Source organism: Enterococcus sp. C46 (assembly GCF_040887565.1).
In the GTDB taxonomy this organism is placed as follows: domain Bacteria; phylum Bacillota; class Bacilli; order Lactobacillales; family Enterococcaceae; genus Enterococcus_B; species Enterococcus_B lactis.
Genome location: NZ_JBFOGA010000024.1, coordinates 1 through 2324 on the forward strand (window position 1 = coordinate 1; position 2324 = coordinate 2324).

General features: G+C 35.2%; 1 protein-coding gene and 1 pseudogene. Both read left to right on the forward strand.

What is annotated here, in order from left to right; all coding sequences use genetic code 11:
- Window positions 1–312 precede the first annotated feature (312 nt).
- The gene (locus tag AB3I27_RS13855; RefSeq protein WP_002290399.1) at window positions 313–1611 is read left to right on the forward strand and encodes a polysaccharide deacetylase family protein; all 1299 of its coding nucleotides are present in this window, start codon (window positions 313–315) and stop codon (window positions 1609–1611) included.
- Window positions 1612–2258: 647 nt separating this feature from the next.
- Window positions 2259–2324, forward strand: a pseudogene (locus AB3I27_RS13860) (IS6 family transposase); the annotation flags it as partial.

A 2324-nucleotide genomic window follows, 5' to 3' on the forward strand; every position in this document is an offset into this window, starting at 1 on the left:
GATTTACCAACATGTTTAGACATTTTCCTCTAGGAAAAAATTAACTAGCACCAGGGGTTTATTTTAGTTTTTCTTGGAAATAAAAACAGCGAAAATCCGAACATTTTCACCTCTCTCACTTTATAACTTTTACAAAATAGTACTTCTCATAAAAAGCGCTCTAGTTAAAGAAAATAAGAGAAAAATCAAAAAAACAAAAGTTTCTTTTACACTTGTTTCTATATTCGTTACAATGGTTATGGGAAGTTTTTCAAAAGGTTAAGAAAAGCTTATGGGGGTTTTTGAAATCAAAAAGTAGTAGGGGACGATAAAATGAAACATACACACAAAATCATATTGGCTGTCACTTCTGTATGCACTGTTATTATTCTAGGTGTAAGTATCTTTTTTGTTACACAAGCAGCAACAAACAATAAATTAGAAAACACTAGTCAAACAACTCAACACTCAAGCAGCAGCTCAAAACCTGTTGAAGATAAACAAACGACGAAACAGCTTGATCAAGCAAAACAGCTTGCTGCAAGTTATCATTATGATGAAGCCATCGCCTTACTTGAAAAAGACGACGCCAAAGAAGCGCAACAATTGTTAGCAACTTTGAAAAAAGAAAAAGAATCCTTGGTAAAATGGGAAGACCCGACCAAAATCTCACACGTCTTCTTTCATAGTCTGATCGTTGATCCAGCTAAGGCTTTTCATACCCAGCAAGCACAAGGGTATAAAGATTATATGGTCACTATTTCCGAATTCAATAAAACCATTGATCAGTTATATAAAAATAACTATGTTCTTGTTAATCTAAATGGATTAGTCAAAAAAGGAACAGATGGAAAACTGACCTTTACAGGTGTTTCTCTTCCAGAAGGAAAGAAACCGTTAATTCTTTCGCAAGACGATGTCAGCTATTATGAATACATGGACAATTCAGGATTTCCAAGTAAGTTGATTGTCGATAAACAGAACCAAATCAAGAATATTTATATCGACAATAAGAAGGAAACTGTTGGTGACTATGATATGGTTCCATTGATCGATTCATTCATTAAAAAACATCCCGATTTTTCTTATCAAGGCGCCAAAGGAACATTAGCTTTAACAGGCTATAATGGTGTATTAGGTTACCGTACATCAAAATCAGAATATGGTGATAACGAAAAAACAAACAAAGAAATCGAAGCAGCCAAAAAAGTTGCTGATCAATTAAAGAAAGATGGTTGGAGTTTTGCTTCTCATACTTGGGGACACTTGAATATGACACAAGCTTCTTTAGCCGATATCCAACAAGATAATGAACGTTGGCAAAATGAAGTTGCACCTATTTTAGGCAAAACAAATATTTTGATCTACCCATTTGGCGCTGACATCAGCGATTGGCAACCTTATTCTGAAGCAAATCAAAAATTTGCTTACTTGAAACAACAAGGATTTGATATCTTCTGCAATGTCGATGCCTCAACTCCTGCATGGGGACAACTAGGAACTGACTACTACCGTAACGCCAGAATCAATATTGACGGTATCCGTTTCGAAGCTGACCTAAAAGGAGAAAATCCAATACTTGATCAATTTATCAACGTCAAAGAAGTGTATGACCAAAAAGATCGAGGATAGAGGTTGTGAAAGAAGCGTCCAGCTCCGCCGACAATAAGAATGAATTTTTCTAAACAGCTTCTCATGTTTTGAAAAATCCAGACTTATTTCAAGGAGTTGGGCTTTGAACACCGTGAATAGAGGTTGTAAAAAGAGCGTTTTGACTTATTGTTGAAGGTCAGCTCTTTGAACACCGCGTGTTAGGTTGTGAAAAGGCTGGTCTGCATCAAGCAATAAGAATGAACAGAGAAAAACAGCTTCTTGAATACCGCAGATAGGTTGTAAAAAAACCGTTTTGACCTGACGATAACCAGTAAAACAGAGGTGAGACCATTGCTAAAAGTAGCAGTGGTCTCATCTCTTTTTTTGCACAAGTCATATTTGATTGTTTCGTTATTTTAATCAGGATAAAGTTCTTTTTTTTCATGCTAAAGAGTGATTCTTTCTTCTCGATTTTCACTTTCTTCGTTTAACTTTTGGTAAATACTTCTGTCAGAAAAAGCTCTAGGTAGACACACGAAAGCAGATAAAAAGCCTAACTTTTGCAACAGTTTATGCTGTCGTTCAAAGTTAGGCTTTTACAGTTTATAAATAGGGTTCTGTTGCAAAGTTTTCCAAAAAATCTATTTTAGTGTAAAATTGAGAAAAAAGACAGAGAGGACAGAGTAATGAATCATTTTAAAGGCAAACAATTCAAAAAAGACGTCATTATTGTCGCTGTTGGTTACTACCTG